This is a genomic window from Pseudomonas sp. FME51 (assembly GCF_014897305.1).
In genome coordinates, this window is sequence record NZ_JABUYN010000007.1 from 117,544 (window position 1) to 139,245 (window position 21,702).

Consider the following 21,702-nt stretch of genomic DNA (forward strand, 5'->3'; position numbering starts at 1 on the left):
GCTTTTTTATGGTTATCTCTCGATAATGTCTAGCGGCGGGCCAAGCACCACAAGCGCGCCAGATCGGCCGCCCGCGCAGTCAACTCCGTCGCCGCGTCGCGCATGGCCTGCTCCAGCGTGAGCGGCCCTGGGGCGAGACTGAAAGCCGCCTCGATACCCACCTCGTACAGCCGCTGATAGCCTTCACCGAGGCTGCCAGCCAGCGCTATAACCGGCACGCCAGCCGCTTGGGCGACCCGCGCAACACCGACGGGCGTCTTGCCGTGCAGGCTCTGCCCGTCCAACCGGCCTTCACCAGTGATAGCCAGGTCGGCATTCTGCATTGCCTCAGCCAATCCGGACAGCTCCGCCACCAGTTCGATGCCCGGACGAAAGCTCGCACCCAGCACCGCGCGAGCGGCAAAGCCCAGACCACCGGCAGCACCGACACCCGGCACATCCCGATGATCGTCACCCAGGGCAGCGGCCAGCACATCGGCAAAATGCCCGAGCGCCCGATCCAATAACTGCACCTGCTCGGGCGAGGCACCCTTCTGCGGCCCAAACACATGGGACGCGCCACGCGGGCCACACAGCGGGTTATCCACATCTGCGGCCACCAGGATTTCGACCTTCGCCAGACGCGGATCCAGGCCATCCAGATCAATGCGCTGCAGATCGAGCAACGCCGCACCACCGGGTGCCAGCGACTGATCATTGGCGTCCAGCAGACGCACACCCAATGCCTGCAGCAACCCGGCGCCACCGTCATTGGTGGCACTGCCGCCGATACCCAGAATGATACGGCTGGCGCCGGCATCCAGCGCCTCCAGAATCAGTTCGCCGGTACCGTAGCTGGTGGTGACGCAGGCATCACGCTGCGCCGGCGCAACCCAGTGCAACCCGCTGGCGGCAGCCATTTCAATCACGGCCTGGCCGTCTTCCAGCCACCCCCAATGAGCCAATACCGATTGCCCCAGCGGGCCGCACACCTGCCGCTCACGCCGCTGCCCACCGCTGGCGGCCAGCACCGCATCCACGGTACCTTCGCCGCCGTCGGCCATCGGACACAGCTGAATATCCGCCTCGGGATAGACAGTACGCCAGCCCTGGGCAATAGCAAGGGCCACATCCTCGGCGCTGAGACTTTCCTTGAACGAGTCGGGAGCAATGACCAGTTTCATCAGAGCAGCACCAGGCTCAGCAGCCATACGGTGATGATGCCGACCACACCCTGAATCAGCGTGGCCATGGTCTGGGCTTTGTATGCTGTCGCAACTTTCATGCGGCTGAACTGGGTAACCACCCAGAAGAAGCTGTCGTTGGCGTGGGATACAGTCATGGCGCCGGAACCGATGGCCATTACCGTAAGTACACGGCCCATTTCGCTGTCCAACCCCAACTGGCCAAGCATCGGCGCCACCAGGGCCGAGGTGGTGACCAGCGATACCGTACTGGAACCCTGAGCGGTCTTCAGTGCGGCCGCAACGACAAAGGGCATGAACAGGCCGATACCCAGAGAAGACAGAGTCTCGCCAAGATAACCACCCAGAGGCGTAGCGCTGAGAACAGTACCGAAGGCACCACCAGCACCGGTGATCAGCAGAATCGGTGCGCAAGCGACAATACCTTCGGCCACCCGATCATGGAACTCCTGACGCTTGTTGTCGGACTTGAGCAAGGTGCAGGCCAGTGCCAGACCAATGGCCAGAGCAAAGACCGGCTGCCCGAGGAAGGCGAGCAGGGTGTACAGCCAGCCTTCTCCCAGAGGGCGGCCCGGCAAGGCGACAATGGTACCCAGGCAGATCAGCGCAATAGGTACAAAAATCGGTGCGAAGGCCTTGGTCGCGCTCGGCAGCTCACCATAGCTGTCACGCATGGCCTGGTAATCATTGCTGTCCAGGATCGGCGCGCCGTTATCTTCCAGTTCGATATCTTTGCCAATGAAGCGATTGGCCCAGAGCATCCCGGCCATGGCGGTAACGAAGGCCACGAACAGGCCGACCAGAATGACCAAGCCCAGACGCGACTCCAGTCCCAGGTTACCGGCAGCGGCAATCGGTCCGGGCGTCGGTGGCACAAAGGTGTGCGTGGCATATAGACCTGTCGCCAACGCCACACTCATTGCCACTACCGAGATCTTCATGCGCGCAGCCAGGGCGTTCTTCAGCGAGTTGAGGATGACGTAACCGGAGTCGCAGAACACCGGTATCGATACCAGATAACCGATGATCGACATGGTCAGCGTGGGAAAGCGCTCGCCCAGCAGGCGGATCACCGTCTCCGCCATGGTAATGGCCGCGCCACTGCGTTCGAGAATGATGCCGATGATGGTACCGAAGGCAATAACGATACCGATGTAACCAAGGATGCCACCAAAGCCGCGGGCAATATGCCCGGCGATCTCCAACGTTGGCAATTGGTAGGCAAAACCGGCCAGCAGCGCAGCGCCGAGCAGGGCCAGGAAGGGATGCAGCTTGAATCGCGTTGTCGCCAGGACGATAAAGACAACCAGTGCGACCAGTATCAGGACCAGACCCATTATCGTGCTTCCTATAAGTGTGGGGGGCAGAACCGTGGCTGAGTAGCATTCGTACCCAACCAATGGGCGCCATTATTGGATATTTAGCCGGTGATTGACAGGCTAAGAATCATTCAAGCACAGGCTTTCGCATCCTGTTGAAATTCGTCAGGGTTTGCAGCGTCTGCTCTTCAACCCTGCCCGAAGGGTTCCGCCAGCTGCTTGATCAGTGCCCGCTCTTCGCGCAGAAAGGCCAGGAAGGCTTCCGCCACCGGACTCAATCGTTTGCCCCGGGCATGTACCGCGCACCAGCTGCGAAACAGCGGCAGATCAGTGAAATCCAGCTGCACCAGCTGACCATTCTGCAACCAGGCCGATGCGCTGTGCGCCGAGACCAGACCGATACCCAGCCCGGCAATCGCCGCCTGCACCACCGTTTCGCCCGAGCCCATCTGCATCACCTGCTGCAGGTGCACCCGCTTTTGCTGGAAGAACTCGTCGCAGGCCTTGCGGACCCCCGACCCGACCTCGCGCAGCAGCACCATATGCGATTCCAGCTCGGTCAGACTGAGTTTATGACGACCGACCAGCGGGTGGTCCGGCGCCGCCACGGCGATCACCGGATTATTGAGAAAAGGAAAGAAGTCCAGGGCCCGATCGGCCGGGACCATGCCCATCAGCACCACATCATCCAGGTTGTCGCGCAACCGGCGGATGACCTCGGCACGGGTGCCGACTTCCAGGTGGAAGCTGACTCCGGGGTGGCGCTGGCGAAAAGCGGCCAGCAAATGCGGCGTCAGGTACTGGATGCTGCTCGCTACCGCCAGACGCAGCTCCCCATGCAAGGTGCCCTGCAATGCCGATAACTGCATATCGAGGATATCCAGCCGATCGAAAATATCACCGCTGGCCGCCAGCAGGCTGGTGCCGGCCTCGGTCAGGTACAGCTTACGGCCCACATACTCGAACAGCGGCTGGCCCACCAACTCACCCAGCTGGCGCATCTGCAAGCTCACTGCCGGCTGGGTCAGGGCCATCTCGTCAGCGGTCCGGCTATAGGAAAGCGTGTTACACAGACTGCGGAAAACCTGCAATTGGCGCAGCGTCATACGCTGCAGTTCCTTGCGCATTGTGCACCTCACTGATGATGAATCATCTATGTATAAGTTATTACTTATTGCTTATCCAATAATTATTCATTTTTAATCATTCATGCTGCGGCTGTATGTTGAGTTCACCCCCGATCACCCAACAGAGGAAAGGGATGTGATCAAGAAAATCCTGATTGCCAACCGTGGCGAGATTGCTGTCCGTATTGTCCGCGCCTGCGCGGAAATGGGCATTCGCTCGGTGGCCATTCATTCGGATGCGGATCGCTATGCGCTGCATGTCAAACGCGCCGATGAATCCTACAACGTCGGCAGTGACCCCCTTGCCGGTTATCTGAATGCTCGCCAACTGGTCAACCTGGCGGTCGAGACCGGTTGCGATGCCTTGCATCCCGGCTACGGGTTTCTGTCGGAGAATGCCGATCTGGCTCGCATCTGCAGCGAGCGCGGGATCAAGTTCATCGGCCCCTCCGCCGAAGTGATCGCCCGCATGGGCGACAAGACCGAAGCCCGGCGCAGCATGATTGCCGCCGGTGTGCCGGTCACCCCCGGCACCGAAGGCAACCTGAAAGATCTGCAGGACGCCCTGAGCGAGGCCGAGCGGGTCGGTTATCCGGTGATGCTCAAGGCCACCTCCGGTGGCGGAGGCCGTGGTATCCGCCGCTGCAACAGCAAGGAAGAACTGGAGCAAGCCTGGCCGCGGGTGATTTCCGAAGCGACCAAGGCGTTTGGCAGTGCCGATGTGTTCCTGGAAAAGTGCATCGTCAATCCCAAGCACATCGAAGCGCAGATTCTGGCCGACAGTTTCGGTAACACCGTCCATCTGTTCGAGCGCGACTGCTCGATCCAGCGGCGCAACCAGAAGCTGATCGAAATTGCCCCCAGCCCCCAGCTGACCCCCGAGCAGCGCGCCTATATTGGCGATCTGGCAGTGCGTGCAGCTCAGGCAGTCGGTTATGAGAACGCCGGCACCGTAGAATTCCTGCTGGCAGACAATGAAGTCTACTTCATGGAGATGAACACCCGGGTGCAGGTGGAGCACACCATCACTGAGCAAATCACCGGAATCGACATCGTCCGTGAGCAGATCCGCATCGCCTCCGGCCTGCCGTTGTCAGTCAAGCAGGAAGACATCGAGCACCGCGGCTTCGCCATCCAGTTCCGGATCAACGCCGAAGACCCGAAGAACGACTTCCTGCCATCCTTCGGCAAGATCACCCGTTATTACGCACCGGGTGGCCCGGGCGTGCGGGTGGATACGGCGATCTATACCGGTTACACCATTCCGCCCTACTACGACTCCATGTGTCTGAAGCTGATCGTCTGGGCGAACAACTGGGAAGATGCCATGGACCGGGGTTATCGGGCGCTGGACGACATGCACCTGCACGGGGTCAAGACCACCGAGCTGTATTACCAGCAGATCCTCAAGAACCCGGACTTCCGCAGCGGCGTGTTCGACACCAGTTTCGTCGACACCCATCCGGAGCTGACCAACTACTCGACCAAGAACAAACCTGAAGCCCTGGCCCTGGCCATTGCCGGCGCCATCGCCGCCTACGCCGGTCTTTGATTTCAGCCGCAGGCTGCGCGCTTGCCGCTAATGAGGAATGCACCATGAGCAAGAAACGCATCAACGTTACCGATACCATCCTGCGCGATGCCCATCAGTCGCTGCTGGCCACCCGCATGCGCACCGAAGACATGCTGCCGATCTGCCCGAAGCTGGATGAGGTCGGCTACTGGTCGCTGGAAGTCTGGGGCGGCGCCACCTTCGACTCCTGTGTTCGCTTCCTCAAGGAAGATCCCTGGGAGCGCCTACGCCAGCTGCGCGCCGCGCTGCCCAACACCCGTCTGCAGATGTTGCTGCGCGGTCAGAACCTGCTCGGTTATCGCCACTACAGCGATGACGTGGTCCGCGCCTTCGTAGCCAAGGCCGCGGTCAACGGTATCGATGTGTTCCGCATCTTCGACGCGATGAATGACGTGCGCAACCTGCGTACCGCCATCTCCGCGGTCAAAGCGGCCGGCAAACATGCCCAGGGCACCATCTGCTACACCACCAGCCCGGTGCATACCGTGGAGCTGTTTGTCGAACAGGCCAAAACCCTGGAAGCCATGGGCGTCGACTCCCTCGCAGTCAAGGACATGGCCGGTCTGCTGACGCCTTTTGCCACCGGTGAACTGGTCGAAGCGCTGAAGGCTGCCACCAGCCTCCCGGTGTTCATCCACTCCCATGACACCGCTGGCCTGGCTGCCATGTGTCAGTTGAAAGCCATCGAGTGCGGCGCCGACAACATCGATACTGCCATCGGTTCCATGGCCTGGGGCACCAGCCATCCCGGCACCGAATCCATGGTCGCTGCGCTCAAAGGCACGCCTTATGACACCGGCCTGGATCTGGAACTGATCCAGGAAATCAGCATGTACTTCATGGAAGTACGCAAGAAGTACCACCAGTTCGAAAGCCCCTTCACCGGTGTGGATACCCGCGTGCAGATCAACCAGGTGCCGGGCGGAATGATGTCCAACCTGGCTAACCAGCTGAAGGAACAGGGCGCACTGAACCGCATCCAGGAAGTGTTCGACGAGATTCCGCGGGTGCGTGAAGACCTCGGCTTCCCGCCGCTGGTAACGCCGACCTCACAGATCGTCGGCACTCAAGCCGTATTCAACGTGCTGGCCGGCGAGCGCTACAAGACCATCACTAATGAAGTGAAAATGTATCTGCAGGGCCGCTATGGCCAGGCGCCGGGCACCATCAATTCGGAACTGCAGGTGCGCGGCATCGGCGATGAGAGCGTGATCGACGTGCGTCCGGCGGACCTGCTGAAGCCCGAGATGGACCGGCTGCGCAATGAAATCGGCAGCTTGGCCAAGAGCGAGGAAGATGTACTGACTTTCGCCATGTTCCCGGATATCGGACGCAAGTTCCTTGAAGAACGCGCCGCCGGCACCCTAGAACCGGAAACCCTGCTGCCCATTCCCGATGGCGACAGCAAGCCCGCCGCCGCCGCAGGCGTGGCCACCGAGTTCATGATTGATGTACACGGTGAAAGTTACCGTATCGATATCACCGGTGTGGGCGTCAAAGGGGACGGCACTCGCCATTTCTACCTCAGTGTGGATGGCATGCCCGAAGAAGTCGTTCTCGAAGAACTCAATCAATTCGTCGGTGGCGCGGGTGGCAAAGCCCGTCAGCATGCAACCAAACCCGGTCACGTCACCACCAGCATGCCCGGCAACGTGGTCGATGTGCTGGTGGCCGAAGGTGACAAGGTCAAGGCCGGCCAGGCAGTGCTGATCAGCGAAGCGATGAAGATGGAAAGCGAGATCCAAGCGGCCATCAACGGTACTGTCAAGGCCGTGCATGTCGCCAAGGGCGATCGCGTTAACCCCGGCGAAATATTGATCGAGATCGAGGCCTGAGCAAGGCGGGGAGTCAGCCGGCTCCCCGCTCATACTGAACCAGCGAGCGTAAGCCATGCCCTACAAAAAACTGAAAAGTGCTGATGATGACAATGCCCTGCAACAGATCATTGACGGCTACATGCACTTCCATGAAGAGGTATACCCCCAGCAGGAAGAACTGTTCAGGAAACTCGCTTTCGAGCAGACCCCGAAGGCGATGTTCATCACCTGCGCCGACTCACGTGTAGTGCCCGAACTGATTACCCAGAGTTCGCCCGGTGATCTGTTCGTCACCCGCAACGTCGGCAACGTGGTACCGCCCTACGGCCAGATGATGGGCGGCGTCTCCACGGCCATCGAATATGCGGTAGTAGCGCTGGGCGTGAAGCACATCATCATCTGTGGCCATTCCGATTGTGGCGCGATGAAGGCCGTATTGGACCCTGCGCAGCTGAAAGGCATGCCCACGGTAAAGTCCTGGCTGCAGCATTCGGAAGTGGCCAAGATCGTAGTGCAGGAAAACTGTGGCTGCGCCGATCACACTACCCTCGGTATCCTCACCGAAGAGAACGTGGTTGCCCAACTCGGTCACCTGGCCACCCATCCATCGGTCGCTTCACGTCTGGCCCGCGGCGATCTGTTCATCCACGGTTGGGTTTACGATATCGAAACCAGCCAGATCCGCGCCTACGATACCGAGAAAGGTGAATTCCGCCGCATCGGTGATGGTCCGCTGCCGATGGCGACGCCGCGCCCGCGTTACTGACGAACGTCGGCTGGTCCGCCGCTCGCTTTGGGTTATAATCGCTGGATCATGGCCACCTGGCCTGCATTCTTTTCGAGCCACGCCTATGCGTGGCTTTGTTTTTCGTCATTAAGAGGCACGACAATGACCGCACTGGTTGGCGTGATCATGGGCTCCAAGTCCGACTGGTCCACCATGAGCCACACGGCAGACATGCTGGAGCAGCTGGGTATCCCTTACGAAGTGAAGGTAGTCTCTGCGCACCGCACCCCCGACCTGCTGTTCGATTATGCCGAACAGGCCGCCGGTCGCGGTATAGAGGTGATCATCGCCGGCGCCGGTGGCGCTGCGCATCTGCCGGGCATGTGTGCAGCCAAGACTCACCTGCCGGTGCTGGGCGTACCGGTGCAATCGTCCATGCTGTCGGGCGTCGATTCACTGCTGTCCATCGTGCAGATGCCAGGCGGTGTGCCTGTGGCTACGCTGTCGATCGGCAAGGCCGGTGCAATCAATGCCGCGCTGCTGTCCGCCAGCGTTCTGGGCGCCAAACATCCGCAGTATCATCAGGCGTTGAAAGATTTCCGTACCCAGCAGACTGATACCGTGCTGGATAATCCGGACCCACGCCAGGCTTGAGGGGAACAATCATGAAGATCGGCATCATCGGTGGTGGTCAACTCGGACGCATGCTGGCTCTGGCCGGCACGCCGCTGGGTCAGCAGTTCGCCTTCCTCGACCCGGCGCCCGACGCCTGCGCGGCCGCTCTGGGCGTGCATCTGTGTGCTGCCTATGACGATCGCGAGCAGCTGCGCCAGTTGGCAGAAGATGTCGATGTAGTGACCTTCGAGTTCGAAAGTGTACCGGCCGAAACCGTGGCTTTCCTGGAGCAGTATGTGCCGGTATTTCCCAATGCCGAATCGCTGCGCATTGCTCGGGATCGCTGGTTTGAGAAGTCCATGTTCCTGGAACTGGGCATTCCCACTCCCGAATTCGCCGATATTCAATCCCAGTCTGACCTGGATGCGGCGGTACAGAGCATTGGCCTGCCCGCAGTGATGAAAACCCGCACCCTCGGTTACGACGGCAAGGGTCAGAAGCTGCTGCGCCAAGCAGACGACGTCACCGATGCCTTCGCCGAGTTGGGTAACGTCCCCTGCATCCTCGAAGGTTTTGTGCCTTTCACTGGGGAAGTCTCGTTGATTGCCGTACGCGGCCGCGACGGCGACACCTGCTTTTACCCACTGGTGCACAATACGCACGAGCAGGGCATTCTGCATCTGTCGGTGGCCAGTACCGAGCACCCACTGCAGGCCCAGGCAGAAAACTATGCCGGCCGCGTACTGGACAAGCTGAATTACGTCGGCGTGCTGGCCTTCGAGTTCTTCGAGGTGGATGGCGGTTTGAAAGCCAACGAGATCGCCCCGCGTGTGCACAACTCCGGCCACTGGACCATCGAAGGCGCCGAGTGCAGTCAGTTCGAGAATCATCTGCGAGCCATTGCCGGGCTGCCACTGGGCGCCACTGCCAAGGTCGGTGAAAGTGCCATGCTCAACTTTATCGGTGAGGTACCGCCGGTAGCCAAGGTCACCGCGATTGCCGATTGCCACCTGCACCATTACGGCAAAGCCTTCAAACCGGGGCGCAAGGTCGGCCACGCCACTCTGCGTTGTGCCGATGCGGCAGTGCTGCAATCACGCATCGCCCAGGTCCAGGCTCTGATCGACTGATCAGGGCTATGCCCATGCCGGGAGGCTCCATGCTGCGTCTGCTGATTACCCTTGCGCTGCTCTGCCCCACTCTGGTTCTGGCGTCACCGCGAGCGGTGGACTGGCTGGATCTGCTGCCAGAGGAAGATTATCAGGCCATGCTCGACATGCCCGAGATCAGCCATGACTGGGGCACTGAAGAGCCAGGTGATTTCAGCAACAGCCTGCGTTCCAAAGACCGGAATATGCCCGACGTCATGTACTCCACCCGTGTGGTCAGTGAGATGGACGGGCAGCATATCGAGCTGGGCGGCTACCCGGTCCCCCTGGAAACCGACGAGCAGGGCCGCTATATCAGTTTCTTCCTGGTGCCCTACCCCGGCGCTTGCATCCATGTCCCACCGCCACCGCCAAACCAGATTATCCTGGTCGACTATCCTGCCGGCATTGCCATTGCCGATATCTACCAGCCTTTGCTGCTGACCGGGAAGTTGCAGGTCGCGCAAACCAGCAATGAATTGGCTGATGCCAGCTATCGGATGCAGGCCGGAAACGTGGAAGATTACCCCTACGAGTAGCACTGGCTTTACGCTATCGCCCACACGGGTGAGCGCTCTGGAACGGGCATTCCGTTAAGCTCACGGCCTCAGCGAATCATGCAATGGAGGCAGGATGGGGCTTTTCACAGGGGGGCTGGCACTGGTATTGCTGGCAGGTTGGTATGCTCGCAACTGGCTGCTCAATCGGCCGGTGCCACAAGGCCCGCAGATACACATGGATGCCGAGGTCTACCGCGCAGGCGAGGCCAGTATTATCCGCCGCCGCTGTGATGATCCAATCTGCTCGGTCATCGTCATGCACGGCTTTTTGGAAAACCCGCTGTATTTCACCCGCTATTATGATGACCCGACTATCGAGCTGATCATGCTCACCAGTGCCGGCTATCATCTGCCACTCCACGCACCGGTGTTCCAACAGCCGCCGTGGCAAGCTACACCTGTGATGGTCACCGGCACCATCACCAGCGATGCACGGGTATTGAATCTGGCGCTGGAGCATCTGGTCAGCACATCCAATATCCGGGTGCATGGGCATTCCCGTGGCGCCGCCGTCACCCTGGAAGCCGCGCGGCAGCGGCCCGACCTGTTCGAACCGGTCGAGGTATTACTGGAGGCTCCCGTATTGCCTCAAGGCCAGCCATATCAACCGGCCTCGCGCATTGTCCATTGGCTGATGCCGCTGCTTCATCTACTATGGCAGCGCAAGCCGAGCAGTATACTGTCCACCCCGATATGGGGCCCGATGGATGATGCCGCCAAGCGGGAGTTGATCATGGCTCTGCCGTTCAACCCGCGACGCAGCCGGGTACTGATGACCAATGTCGAGAATATTACTGACTGGATGAAATCCACCGGGCCAGATATCTACGGTCACGTCAAACGGGGAGCGGTGTTGGTACCCGGCAAGGATCGGGTACTGGACTACAATGCCATGTTGGACAGCGCCCGGCAGGCCGAAAACCTGCAGATAATCGAAGTGCCTGAGGGCAGCCATTTCCTGTTGCTGGACAACCCTGAGGCAATACCACCGTTAATCCGGAACTGATACATGTCCTATAGCTTCGAGCCGATTGGTCTGGTGCATTCCTGTTTTGCCGAGAAGTTCGCTATCCCCCGCCAGCCCCAGCTGGCACCTGCCGCGCGTGGCGTGCTCGAGCTATTTTCTCCCTATGACAAACCCGAAGCAGTGGCTGGGTTGGAAGGCGTCAGCCATCTCTGGCTACTGTTCGTGTTTCACGCTGCCGCCTCAGGCGAACAACATCTGCGGGTGCGGCCGCCACGGTTGGGCGGCAATCAGCGCATCGGTGTATTTGCCAGCCGCTCGACCCACAGGCCCAATCCCATAGGTCAGTCAGTCGTCAGGCTGGAAGGAATCGAAGCGGGACGCTTGCTGCTATCCGGTATAGATCTGCTCGACGGCACACCGATTCTGGATATCAAACCCTATGTTCCCTACGCCGACGCCCTGACTGACGCCAGCAATAATCTGGCCGAGGCCGCTCCGGCTCAGCTCGTAGTGGACTGGACCGAGTCGGCGCTGGTGCAGGCACGCGCACAGGCACAGCGTTTGCAACAACCGGTCATCGAGCTGATAGACCAGTGTCTGGCGCAGGACCCCAAGCCCGCCTATCAGAGGCCAGATGCGGATCGGGAGTATGGTGTGCGCTTCTGGGACATCAATGTTCGCTGGCATTACCCGCAGGCGGACCGGATCCGCGTGCTGGCTGTGGAGCAAATGGCATGATTGATCTGGGACATGTAACACTGATGCTGCTGGCTGCGCTGGTCGGCGCCTGGATCTGGCGCGGCCTGGGATTGCGAGATCAGGCACTGCGTATGGTCCGCCAACATTGCCAGCGCACCCATGTGCAGTTGCTGGATGAGAGTATCGCGCTTAATCGTCTACGTCTGGGTCGCGGCCGTCATGGCCGGCCGGGTCTGCTACGACGTTATGGGTTCGAGTTCACGGTAACTGGTGAGCGCCGCTATGCCGGCTTTATTGAATTGCACGGCAGCGCACTGCTGAAAATAGAGTTGGCGCCGCACCCGTTCCCAGGAGACGGCCCCGAGCCACCCCCGCCCCGAGACAATGTACATTACCTTCAATGAGCTGTTATGAAAAAGCAGCTCTATATTCCTTTTCGTTCCACGTGGAACACGTAAAGGTACGGCGCTCCCGCTTGCCGCCTACTATATCGGGCATTAAGGTAGCGTTTTTATTCAGGGACTGAATACATGATCCACTGTCTACTTACCTTCGTTCTGCTCTGCCTCGGTGCTGCCGCGCACGCGGCGGCCTGCCTGATCGAATCCAACGACGATACGTTACCGATTCGCATGTGCCAGCAGAACATAAGTATTCCGCCCCAATTGTTCAATGAAAGCTTCTGTCAGCCGCAGATTGCCGAGCGCAGCTTTGATGTCAGCTTCCTTGAGCAGTGTCCCGAGGGCGCTTATGGCATCTGCGAGGACGCTCAGAGCGAAGGGGTGGCCTATCGGCAGTCCATCCACTATTACAGCGAACCGGGCGATGAGCCGGTGTTGAAGGCCTATTGCGAACAGTTCAGTCAAGGCCGGTGGCGTAGCCCCTGAGTCTGGCTCAGTAGGCTGGCGGCGGCGTCAGGTTATGGTCGGCCAGATCCAGGTGATCACCGGGCTGCAGCCCCAGATCTTCGGCAGTCCCTGGTGAGACCTCGATGACAAAACGCAGCGGCTGATCTGCCTGATAGATAGCGCAGGGCGGCGCGGTACAAGGCGGAACCTCGGAAAACACCTGCACCAGTCGAGCATGCTCATCGACGAACAACAGATCCAGGGACATCTGCATGTTACGCATCCAGATCGCCGGGCGGGTACCCTCAGGAAAATCGAACAACATGCCAGTGCCCGGCGCCAATTCGGTACGCCCCATCAATCCCTGGCGACGACTATCCGGCTCCGCGACCAGTTCCAGCTGGTATGCCTGGCCGCCGAGCTTTGCTTCTATGGTGCCCGCCTGCAGCGGCAAAGCCGCGACCACACACAGCAGGATCACATACCAGCAAGGACGCACCCGTTTCTTCATCGATAGATATCCTCGCGAGTCCAGGGCACATGATGATTGCCGTCGGGTAAGGGTTTTACCGCCAGGATCTGGTGAATATTCATCCAATTGTGACGAAAACCGTAGGCACAGCCGGCCAGATAGAGACGCCAGATACGCAGCGCCTTGTCGGACACCAGCTGGCTGGCCTCCTCCAGATGCTGCTCCAGGTTGTTACTCCAATGCTCCAGCGTGCGTGCGTAATGCAGGCGCAGGCTCTCGACATCCAGCACTTCCAGACCCTGCTCGCTCATGCGGGCGACCGCCATCGACAGGTGCGGCAACTCCCCATGGGGAAAAACATAGCGGCCGATGAACTTGCCTGCCCCACGGCCGACCTGACGCCCATCGATATATTTGGCGGTGATACCATGATTCATCACCAATCCGCCCGGCTTGACCTGATCATGCAGAATCTTGAAATAGGCACCCAGATTGGCATGGCCGACGTGTTCGAACATGCCGACACTGACGATCTTGTCGAAATTTTCCCGGCCGGGAAGGTCTCGATAATCGAGCAACTCGAATGTTATCTGATCTGACAATCCTGCGGCATCGCAGCGTGCCTGGGCCAGCTCCAGTTGTGCCTTGCTCAGCGTAATGCCATGTACCTGAACATCGTAGAAGCGCGCCGCATGGCGAGCCAGACCACCCCAGCCGCAACCCACATCCAGCAATCGCTCCCCCGGCTTGAGTCGCAATTTGCGACATAGATGATCGAGTTTCTGGGTTTGTGCTGTCGCCAGGCTGTCTTCGGGATTATGGAAGTATCCACAGGAGTAGACCATCTGCGGGTCCAGCCAGAGGGCATAAAAATCATTGGATAAATCATAGTGATAGGAGATGGCTTCGGCATCCATCTGTTTGTCGTGCTCGGTACGCTCAAGTGCCGGCTCGGCCTTATCGCCGAGCAAACCCTTGCTCAGCCGATCCGCCACTGCAATGACATCCATGATGTTGCCCTGAATATCGAGCCGGTGGTCGATATAGGCTTCGCCCAGCTTATCCAGAGTGGGATTGCGCATTTCCTGCAGCAGCCCCAGATCATTGATTTGCAACGTGACGCGGGGGTCAGGGCCGAGATCCAATGTCGGTCCGCCCTTGACCACCACCCGCAGGGGCAACTGAAGCGCCCCCAATGTTTCGGAAAATTGCGCAAACATCCGTCATCTCCTGTGTCCATCGGCATCACACCAATATAGGACACAGGATCAAAACTTGCCTGTACTAGCCCCAACAGACCTCAGGGCTTGGACTGCTTGACCGGTCGCTTCCAGCCAGCAATATTGCGCTGCCGTCCGCGAGCAACACCCAGGTTGGCGTCGGGAATGTCCTGGGTGATGGTTGAGCCCGCTGCGGTGGTCGCCTGATTGCCTACGGTTACCGGAGCCACCAGCGCGGTGTTGGAGCCAATAAAGGCGCCATCGCCGATGCGCGTGACGAACTTGTTCACTCCATCGTAATTACAGGTGATGGTGCCGGCACCGATATTCGCGCCCTTGCCCACCTCGGCGTCACCAACATAGGACAGGTGATTGATCTTCGAACCTTCGCCCAGCACCGTCTTCTTGGTTTCGACGAAGTTGCCCACTTTGGCGCGGGTATGCAACAAGGTCCCTGGCCGCAGCCGAGCGTAAGGACCAACATCACATTGCTCACCCACCTCAGCGCCCTCAAGATGGCTGAACGCTTTGATGACACTGCCAGCCTTGATGACCGAATCCTTGATCACACAATGCGGCCCGATAACCACGTTATCCTCGATCACCACACGGCCTTCCAAGACGACGTTGACGTCGATACTGATATCACGACCTATGCTCACATCACCGCGCACGTCCAGGCGCGCCGGGTCAGCCAGCGAGGCGCCCTGAATCATCAGCCGCTCGGCTTCTCGATGCTGCCAACCACGCTCGAGCACCGCCAGCTGCAGGCGATTGTTGGCGCCCAGTACCTCCAGTTCGTCTCCGGCCTGCGCCACTTCCACCGGTACCGAACCGGTAACAGCCAAGGCCACCACATCGGTCAGGTAATACTCGCCCTGGGCGTTGTTGTTAGACAGACTGGACAACCAGTCGGTGGCTTTATCTCCCGGCAATACCATGATCCCGGTATTGCCTTCGTTGATCAGCAGTTGGCCCGCAGAGGCGTCCTTCTGTTCGACGATCGCCTGCACCTTATCGTCCTGGTTACGGATAATGCGGCCATAGCCGGTCGGGTCCTGCATCAATACGGTCAGCAAGCCCAGCGACTGGCTACCCGCCTGGTCAACCAGCGCCCGCAGCGTGTCAACCCGGATCAGCGGGACGTCGCCGTACAACACCAGTATCTGATCGGCATCACTGATATGTGGCAACGCCTGCGCCACCGCGTGGCCAGTACCCAGCTGCTCGGTCTGCTGCACCCAGTTGAGATCATTGCTTTCCAGGGTGTCGCGCACTAACTGCGCGCCATGCCCGATGACCACATGTATGCCCGCGGGAAGCAGCGCCCGCGCACTGTCGATGACATGCTCCAGCATGGGCTTGCCCGCTACCGGGTGCAGTACTTTGGGGAGAGACGAACGCATACGGGTGCCTTGCCCTGCAGCAAGAATGACAACGTGCAGATTCATGAAAGTCGGATCCTGGAAAGTTGACGGGGTTTGGATGATAGAAGCTGGAAAGCGTCTACTGCAAGCTGTCCGCTAGCTACCTGGGTTCAGACTACCGGGATGACGCTGGCGTTCACTGCAGACATATGAATATTCTGAGTCTGTCTGAGATTCCCGGAGAAAATGGGCAGCAATAAAAAAAGGCAGCCGAGGCTGCCTTTTTATGGATGAACTCAGCGATTGATCGCCGATCCACCGTATTTCTTGCGCAGTTCCTGCACAGTACGCAATTGGGCTGCTGCTTCGGCAAGGCGGGCTGATGCCGCGCCGTAGTCGAACTCGGCACCCTTCTCGTTGAGCGCCTTTTCTGCGGCCTTCTTTGCGTCTGCTGCAGCTGCTTCGTCAATATCACCGGCACGGAGCGCCGTGTCGGCGAGGATCTTGACCATGCTCGGCTGAACTTCCAGGAAGCCGCCGGAGATGTAGAACACCTCCTCGCTCTTGTCCTGTTTGATCACCCGAACCGGGCCTGGCTTGAGGTCAGTCAGCAGCGGCGTGTGACCGGGCAGAATACCCAGATCACCCATATTGCCGTGCGCAATGACCATCTCGACCAGGCCAGAAAACAGCTCTTCTTCCGCGCTTACGATATCGCAATGCACTGTCATAGCCATTTGAGTTGCCTCGGTTCTGCGCCCGCTTGCGCGGGCGCGGCCCATTACATGTTCTTCGCTTTCTCGATGGCTTCGTCGATGGTGCCGACCATGTAGAACGCCTGTTCAGGCATATGGTCGTAGTCGCCGTTCAGAATGCCCTGGAAGCCACGGATGGTTTCCTTCAGGGAGACATACTTACCTGGCGCACCAGTGAAGACTTCGGCCACGTGGAAGGGCTGCGACAGGAAGCGCTGGATCTTACGAGCGCGGGCTACCAGTTGCTTGTCTTCCTCGGACAGTTCGTCCATACCGAGAATCGCGATGATGTCTTTCAGCTCTTTGTAGCGCTGCAGAACATACTGAACACCGCGCGTCACGTCGTAGTGCTCCTGACCGATAACCAGCGGATCCAGCGAACGGCTGGTGGAGTCCAGCGGGTCAACCGCAGGGTAGATACCCAGGGAAGCGATGTCACGGCTCAGTACCACAGTCGCGTCAAGGTGGGCGAAGGTGGTGGCTGGCGACGGGTCAGTCAAGTCATCCGCAGGTACGTATACGGCCTGGATGGAGGTGATCGAACCGGTCTTGGTGGAGGTGATACGTTCCTGCAGAACCCCCATCTCCTCAGCCAGCGTCGGCTGATAACCTACCGCAGACGGCATACGACCCAGCAGAGCGGATACTTCAGTACCAGCCAGGGTGTAACGGTAGATGTTGTCGATGAACAACAGTACGTCTTTACCTTCCTCACGGAATTTCTCGGCCATGGTCAGACCGGTCAGGGCGACGCGCAGACGGTTACCCGGCGGCTCGTTCATCTGGCCATACACCATCGCTACTTTGTCCAGAACGTTGGAGTCCTTCATCTCGTGATAGAAGTCGTTACCTTCACGAGTACGCTCACCAACACCGGCGAAAACGGACAGGCCGCTGTGCGCCTTGGCGATGTTGTTGATCAGCTCCATCATGTTCACGGTCTTGCCGACACCGGCGCCGCCGAACAGACCGACCTTGCCGCCTTTGGTGAACGGGCAGACCAGATCGATGACTTTGATACCGGTTTCCAGCAGATCGGTGCCGCCAGCCTGTTCGGCATAGCTCGGCGCCGGACGGTGGATACCCCACAGTTCATCATGCTCAACCGGGCCGGCTTCGTCGATCGGCTCGCCCAGAACGTTCATGATACGACCCAGTGTGCCAACGCCAACCGGTACGGAAATAGCCTTGCCGGTGTTGTTGACGTCGAGGCCACGCTTGAGGCCTTCAGTGGAGCCCATGGCGATGGTACGGACAACGCCGTCACCCAACTGCTGCTGGACTTCCAGGGTGGTTTCCGCGCCGCTGACTTTCAGCGCGTCATAGACTCGCGGCACCTGATCGCGCGGAAATTCCACGTCGATGACGGCACCGATGATTTGAACGATACGTCCGCTACTCATTGTTGGTTCCTCTAAGTGGTATGAAACCGTTTCGTCTGGCCGGGGTCATGATCAGACCGCCGCGGCGCCGCCGACGATTTCCGAAATTTCCTGGGTGATCGCGGCCTGACGTGCCTTGTTGTAGATCAGCTGCAGGTCATCGATGATATCGCCCGCATTGTCAGTCGCATTCTTCATCGCGATCATCCGTGCCGCCTGCTCACTGGCACTGTTCTCGACGACAGCCTGATAAACCTGCGATTCGATATACCGCTTCAACAGGCCATCCAGCAATGCCTGGGCATCCGGCTCGTATACGAAGTCCCAACGCTCCTGCAGCTCTGCCGTGTCCGACGGAACCAGCGGAATCAGTTGCTCCACCTTGGGCTTCTGCACCATGGTGTTGACGAACTCGTTGGAAACCAGATACAGGCGATCGATGCGACCTTCGTGGTAGCCATCAAGCATTACCTTGACGCTGCCGATCAGGTCGTTCAATGCCGGCTGTTCACCCAGATTGCTGATTGCCGCGACAACGTTGCCACCGTAGCTGCGGAAAAACGCAGCACCCTTGCTGCCGATCACACACAGCTCGGTTTCGACGTTACGGTCACGCCACTCTTTCATGTTTGTCACCAGTGCCTTGAACAGGTTGGTGTTCAAACCACCGCAAAGACCACGATCCGTGCTGACCACGATATAACCAACCCGTTTGACTTCACGCTCTTGCATGAAGGGGTGGCGATATTCGGGGTTGGCATTGGCCAGATGACCAATAACCTGACGAATCCGCTCAGCGTAGGGGCGACCGGTAGCCATGCGCGCTTGTGCCTTGCGCATCTTGCTGACCGCCACCTTTTCCATGGCGCTGGTGATCTTCTGAGTACTCTTGATACTCGAAATTTTACCGCGTATCTCTTTTGCGCCTGCCATGTCACACCTTTCAGGTTAGCCCGTGGCCGTATCGCACGAAGCGGGACATGGCAACGCCATATCCCGCCCTCGGCTTACCAGCTTTGGGTCGCCTTGAAGTTCTCGATGCCAGACTTGATACCGGCTTCGATCTCGTCGTTGTAGTCGCCCTTCTCGTTGATCCGGGACAGCAGAGCAGACTGCTCACGCTTGAACCAGGCGAGCATGGCCTTCTCGAACGCGCCGACCTTGTTGATCGCAACGTCGGTCAGGAAGCCTTTCTCGGCGGCGTACAGGCTGATTGCCATTTCGCCAACCGACATGGGCGCATACTGATCCTGTTTCATCAGTTCGGTAACGCGCTGACCGTGCTCCAGCTGTTTGCGGGTAGCTTCATCCAGATCCGATGCGAACTGAGCGAAAGCGGCCAGTTCACGGTACTGAGCCAGTGCAGTACGAATACCGCCGGACAGTTTCTTGATGATCTTGGTCTGTGCCGAACCACCTACACGGGATACCGATACACCGGCGTTGACCGCAGGACGGATACCCGAGTTGAACATGTCGGATTCGAGGAAGATCTGACCATCGGTGATCGAGATCACGTTGGTCGGAACGAATGCGGACACGTCACCAGCCTGGGTTTCGATGATCGGCAGTGCGGTCAAAGAACCAGTGCGACCTTTCACTTCACCGTTGGTGAACTTCTCTACCGCTTCTTCGGAGATGCGCGATGCGCGTTCCAGCAGACGGCTGTGGAGATAGAACACATCACCGGGATAAGCTTCACGGCCCGGCGGACGACGCAGCAGCAGGGAAATCTGGCGATAAGCCACTGCTTGCTTGGACAGATCGTCATAAACGATCAGTGCATCTTCGCCACGGTCACGGAAGTACTCGCCCATGGTGCAACCAGCGTAAGGAGCCAGATACTGCAGCGCGGCAGATTCGGACGCCGAAGCGGCTACCACGATGGTGTTGGCCAGAGCACCGTGCTCTTCCAGCTTGCGTACTACGTTGGCAATGGTCGACTGCTTCTGACCAATGGCCACATAAACACATTTGATGCCGCTGTCACGCTGGTTGATGATCGCGTCAACAGCCAGAGCGGTCTTACCGATCTGACGGTCACCAATGATCAGCTCACGCTGACCACGACCAATCGGAATCATCGCGTCGACGGCCTTGTAACCGGTCTGCACCGGCTGGTCGACCGACTTACGCCAGATAACGCCTGGCGCCACTTTCTCAACGGCGTCAGTCAGCTTGGCATTGACCGGACCTTTGCCGTCAATCGGGTTACCCAGTGCGTCGACTACGCGACCCAGCAGCTCCGGACCAACCGGCACTTCCAGGATGCGGCCGGTGCACTTGGCCTCCATACCTTCAGCCAGGGTCAGGTAGTTACCCAGAATAACGGCACCAACGGAGTCTTGCTCCAGGTTCAGTGCCATACCGTAAACACCATCGGGGAATTCGATCATTTCCCCGTACATCACGTCAGCCAGACCGTGAATGCGCACAATACCGTCAGATACGCTGACGATAGTACCGACATTGCGAGCCTGTGAGTTCACATCGAGCTTCTCGATGCGCTGCTTGATAATTTCGCTAATTTCGGAAGGATTCAGTTGCTGCATGCCATGTCCCTCAAATCAGGATTTCAACGCCTCGGCCAGCTTTTCAAGCTTGCCGCGGACCGAACCGTCGATGACCAGGTCACCCGCACGAATCAACACACCGCCAATAAGGGCCGGGTTGATGGTCACATGAGGAGTTACTGTGCGGTCTAACCGCTTGGTTAAAGCGGTTGCCAGCGTTTTCTGTTGATCGTCAGTCAGTTCGAAGGCGGATTCCACCTCTACTGTGATGCTGCGATCGTGTTCCGCCTTGTATTGCTCAAAGAGCTCGGCGACTACTGGGATCAGGGACAGACGATCATTGTCAGCCAAGGTCCGGACAAAATTGCCGAACGCCTGGTCGACCTGACCGTCACACACCATGAGCAGGTCGTCGGCCTTGCGCTCCCAGGTCAAACCGGGGTTACGTAGCCTCTGTGCAAAAGCCGGATCGGAGACTGCCGCTGCAGCCAATGCCAACATGCCTGACCAGGCATCCAGCGAATTGGCAGAGTCAGCAAACTCGAAAGCCGCTTTTGCGTAAGGCCGAGCTAGCGTAGTGATAGTAGCCATGCTCGCCTCGCTTAGAGTTGTGAGGCCAGTTTGTTGACCAGCTCACTGTGGGCCGCGGAATCCACTTCGGACTCCAGAACCTGCTCAGCACCCTTGATGGCCAGTACGGCAACCTGGGCGCGAAGTTGATCCTTGGCGCGGTTTACTTCCTGCTCGATTTCAGCCTTGGCAGCTGCAATCAGACGATCACCTTCGGAACGTGCCTGCTCGCGGGCTTCCTCGACAATGAGGGTGGCACTCTTGTTCGCCTGCTCGATGATCTGGGCAGACTGTTCCTTGGTCTCACGCAGGGTCTGGGAAGCTTTTTCCTGGGCAAGGCCCAAGTCGCGCTGGGCGCGGCCAGCCGCATCCAGGCCTTCGGCGATTTTTTTCTGGCGTTCCTGCATGGCGTGAGTAATCGGCGGCCATACGAACTTCATGGTAAACCAGACAAAAATAGCGAAGGCAATCGTTTGACCGAACAGCGTCAGATTAATATTCACAGCGATTTACCTCGTGCTATTTCGTTGAGTCCTGGGGATAACATTGATACGGCAGAACCTGCGCCCTGCCGTTCATCGTTACCAGTCAAAATTAACCAGCAACACCAGGTGCAACAACGAAGATCAGGTACATCGCGATACCAACACCGATCATCGGAACGGCGTCGAGCAGACCGGCCATCAGGAAGGTCTTGGTTTGCAGCTGCGGGCCCAGCTCAGGCTGACGTGCAGTGGATTCCAGCAGCTTGCCGCCGAGGATGGCGAAGCCGATACCGGTACCCAGAGCGCCCAGACCGATCATGATAGAGGCAGCGATGATAACGAGTTCCATAAATA

General features: G+C 58.8%; 23 protein-coding genes. 10 read left to right on the forward strand and 13 right to left on the reverse strand.

Annotated features, from left to right (window positions below):
- Positions 1-29 precede the first annotated feature (29 nt).
- The 3 genes from INT39_RS13695 to INT39_RS13705 form a co-directional block, all read right to left on the reverse strand.
- Positions 30-1,163: a glycerate kinase gene (locus INT39_RS13695; RefSeq protein WP_193074546.1), complete on the reverse strand. Its 1,134-nt coding sequence runs from the start codon at positions 1,161-1,163 to the stop codon at positions 30-32.
- Positions 1,163-2,521, reverse strand: a complete 1,359-nt coding sequence (locus tag INT39_RS13700) for a GntP family permease (RefSeq protein ID WP_193074547.1) — start codon at positions 2,519-2,521, stop codon at positions 1,163-1,165. The genes INT39_RS13695 and INT39_RS13700 overlap by 1 nt, the downstream gene beginning before the upstream one ends.
- Positions 2,522-2,691: 170 nt before the next feature.
- Positions 2,692-3,630 carry a LysR family transcriptional regulator gene (locus INT39_RS13705; protein ID WP_193074548.1) on the reverse strand — a complete coding sequence of 313 codons (939 nt, stop codon included), beginning with the start codon at positions 3,628-3,630 and terminating at the stop codon, positions 2,692-2,694.
- Between the two features lie 136 nt (positions 3,631-3,766).
- Here INT39_RS13705 and INT39_RS13710 point away from each other — a divergent pair, with 136 nt between their 5' ends.
- The 10 genes from INT39_RS13710 to INT39_RS13755 all read left to right on the forward strand — a co-directional run bounded on the left by INT39_RS13710 (position 3,767) and on the right by INT39_RS13755 (position 12,623).
- On the forward strand, positions 3,767-5,182 hold the full coding sequence (locus tag INT39_RS13710; protein ID WP_193074549.1) for an acetyl-CoA carboxylase biotin carboxylase subunit: 1,416 nt from the start codon (positions 3,767-3,769) through the stop codon (positions 5,180-5,182).
- Between the two features lie 44 nt (positions 5,183-5,226).
- Positions 5,227-7,038: a sodium-extruding oxaloacetate decarboxylase subunit alpha gene (oadA, locus tag INT39_RS13715; protein WP_193074550.1), complete on the forward strand. Its 1,812-nt coding sequence runs from the start codon at positions 5,227-5,229 to the stop codon at positions 7,036-7,038.
- 121 nt (positions 7,039-7,159) lie between these two features.
- Positions 7,160-7,786 (forward strand): carbonic anhydrase, encoded by a 627-nt coding sequence (locus tag INT39_RS13720; RefSeq protein ID WP_413468929.1) that lies wholly within the window; start codon positions 7,160-7,162, stop codon positions 7,784-7,786.
- Between the two features lie 123 nt (positions 7,787-7,909).
- The gene (purE, locus tag INT39_RS13725) at positions 7,910-8,401 is read left to right on the forward strand and encodes a 5-(carboxyamino)imidazole ribonucleotide mutase (RefSeq protein WP_193074552.1); all 492 of its coding nucleotides are present in this window, start codon (positions 7,910-7,912) and stop codon (positions 8,399-8,401) included.
- Positions 8,402-8,412: 11 nt separating this feature from the next.
- The gene (locus tag INT39_RS13730) at positions 8,413-9,492 is read left to right on the forward strand and encodes a 5-(carboxyamino)imidazole ribonucleotide synthase (RefSeq protein ID WP_193074553.1); all 1,080 of its coding nucleotides are present in this window, start codon (positions 8,413-8,415) and stop codon (positions 9,490-9,492) included.
- Positions 9,493-9,521: 29 nt separating this feature from the next.
- Positions 9,522-10,049 carry a DUF3299 domain-containing protein gene (locus tag INT39_RS13735; RefSeq protein ID WP_193074554.1) on the forward strand — a complete coding sequence of 176 codons (528 nt, stop codon included), beginning with the start codon at positions 9,522-9,524 and terminating at the stop codon, positions 10,047-10,049.
- A gap of 94 nt (positions 10,050-10,143) precedes the next feature.
- Positions 10,144-11,076, forward strand: a complete 933-nt coding sequence (locus INT39_RS13740; RefSeq protein ID WP_193074555.1) for an alpha/beta hydrolase — start codon at positions 10,144-10,146, stop codon at positions 11,074-11,076.
- A 3-nt stretch (positions 11,077-11,079) separates the two neighbouring features.
- Positions 11,080-11,775 carry a tRNA (N6-threonylcarbamoyladenosine(37)-N6)-methyltransferase TrmO gene (gene tsaA / locus INT39_RS13745; protein ID WP_193074556.1) on the forward strand — a complete coding sequence of 232 codons (696 nt, stop codon included), beginning with the start codon at positions 11,080-11,082 and terminating at the stop codon, positions 11,773-11,775.
- On the forward strand, positions 11,772-12,140 hold the full coding sequence (locus tag INT39_RS13750) for a DUF3301 domain-containing protein (RefSeq protein ID WP_193074557.1): 369 nt from the start codon (positions 11,772-11,774) through the stop codon (positions 12,138-12,140). Before tsaA ends, INT39_RS13750 begins: the two co-directional genes overlap by 4 nt.
- 126 nt (positions 12,141-12,266) lie before the next feature.
- The gene (locus INT39_RS13755; protein ID WP_193074558.1) at positions 12,267-12,623 is read left to right on the forward strand and encodes an NADH:ubiquinone oxidoreductase; all 357 of its coding nucleotides are present in this window, start codon (positions 12,267-12,269) and stop codon (positions 12,621-12,623) included.
- Between the two features lie 7 nt (positions 12,624-12,630).
- On the opposite strand, the gene INT39_RS13760 is transcribed toward INT39_RS13755, so the two are convergent.
- The 10 genes from INT39_RS13760 to atpE all read right to left on the reverse strand — a co-directional run bounded on the left by INT39_RS13760 (position 12,631) and on the right by atpE (position 21,697).
- The gene (locus INT39_RS13760; protein WP_193074559.1) at positions 12,631-13,095 is read right to left on the reverse strand and encodes a DUF192 domain-containing protein; all 465 of its coding nucleotides are present in this window, start codon (positions 13,093-13,095) and stop codon (positions 12,631-12,633) included.
- The gene (gene cfaB, locus INT39_RS13765; RefSeq protein ID WP_193074560.1) at positions 13,092-14,276 is read right to left on the reverse strand and encodes a C17 cyclopropane fatty acid synthase CfaB; all 1,185 of its coding nucleotides are present in this window, start codon (positions 14,274-14,276) and stop codon (positions 13,092-13,094) included. Before cfaB ends, INT39_RS13760 begins: the two co-directional genes overlap by 4 nt.
- Before the next feature lie 80 nt (positions 14,277-14,356).
- Positions 14,357-15,727, reverse strand: a complete 1,371-nt coding sequence (gene glmU / locus INT39_RS13770) for a bifunctional UDP-N-acetylglucosamine diphosphorylase/glucosamine-1-phosphate N-acetyltransferase GlmU (RefSeq protein ID WP_193074561.1) — start codon at positions 15,725-15,727, stop codon at positions 14,357-14,359.
- A gap of 212 nt (positions 15,728-15,939) precedes the next feature.
- Positions 15,940-16,380 carry a F0F1 ATP synthase subunit epsilon gene (locus INT39_RS13775; RefSeq protein WP_193074562.1) on the reverse strand — a complete coding sequence of 147 codons (441 nt, stop codon included), beginning with the start codon at positions 16,378-16,380 and terminating at the stop codon, positions 15,940-15,942.
- A 44-nt stretch (positions 16,381-16,424) separates the two neighbouring features.
- A complete protein-coding gene (gene atpD, locus INT39_RS13780) occupies positions 16,425-17,801 on the reverse strand; it encodes a F0F1 ATP synthase subunit beta (protein WP_193074563.1) in 1,377 nt (458 codons plus the stop codon).
- Between the two features lie 51 nt (positions 17,802-17,852).
- On the reverse strand, positions 17,853-18,713 hold the full coding sequence (gene atpG, locus INT39_RS13785) for a F0F1 ATP synthase subunit gamma (protein ID WP_090275333.1): 861 nt from the start codon (positions 18,711-18,713) through the stop codon (positions 17,853-17,855).
- 74 nt (positions 18,714-18,787) lie between these two features.
- Positions 18,788-20,332: a F0F1 ATP synthase subunit alpha gene (gene atpA, locus INT39_RS13790; RefSeq protein ID WP_193074564.1), complete on the reverse strand. Its 1,545-nt coding sequence runs from the start codon at positions 20,330-20,332 to the stop codon at positions 18,788-18,790.
- Positions 20,333-20,347: 15 nt separating this feature from the next.
- Positions 20,348-20,884, reverse strand: coding sequence for a F0F1 ATP synthase subunit delta (locus INT39_RS13795; protein WP_193074565.1), 537 nt, complete (start codon positions 20,882-20,884; stop codon positions 20,348-20,350).
- Positions 20,885-20,895: 11 nt separating this feature from the next.
- Positions 20,896-21,366, reverse strand: a complete 471-nt coding sequence (locus tag INT39_RS13800; RefSeq protein WP_090275339.1) for a F0F1 ATP synthase subunit B — start codon at positions 21,364-21,366, stop codon at positions 20,896-20,898.
- Positions 21,367-21,457: 91 nt separating this feature from the next.
- Positions 21,458-21,697 (reverse strand): F0F1 ATP synthase subunit C, encoded by a 240-nt coding sequence (atpE, locus tag INT39_RS13805; RefSeq protein ID WP_036991621.1) that lies wholly within the window; start codon positions 21,695-21,697, stop codon positions 21,458-21,460.
- Positions 21,698-21,702 lie beyond the last annotated feature (5 nt).